This window comes from Mesorhizobium sp. M2E.F.Ca.ET.209.01.1.1 (genome assembly GCF_004010375.2).
Lineage (GTDB): Bacteria > Pseudomonadota > Alphaproteobacteria > Rhizobiales > Rhizobiaceae > Mesorhizobium.
Window position 1 is genome coordinate 1 of the sequence record NZ_SADP02000597.1, and the last position, 344, is coordinate 344.

A 344-nucleotide genomic window follows, 5' to 3' on the forward strand; every position below is an offset into this window, starting at 1 on the left:
GTGGCGGCGGCATCGTCATAATCCTGTTTGGAAACAACGTTCTGCTTCAAGAGGCCGGCATATCTGTCGAACTTGGCTTGCGCGGTGGGCAGCGCCGCCGCCGCCTTCTGCTGCGCGGCGATCGCGCTGTCATAGGCCGCCTTGTAGCTCGCCGGGTCGATGAGGTAGAGCGGCTGTCCAGCCGCCACCTCGCTGCCTTCCTTGAACAGGCGCCGCTGGATGATGCCGTCGACCTGCGGTCGCACCTCGGCGATCAGCGACGCCGCCGTGCGCCCCGGCAGTTCGGCCGTTATCGCCACCGATTGCGGATGCAGCGTGACGACGCCGACTTCGGGCTTGCCGAC

The 344-nt window shown here is 66.6% G+C and carries 1 protein-coding gene; it reads right to left on the minus strand.

Annotated features, from left to right (window positions below):
- Window positions 1-344: biotin/lipoyl-binding protein (locus EN852_RS37065; RefSeq protein ID WP_135879778.1), on the minus strand; the 344-nt coding region annotated here is incomplete at both ends.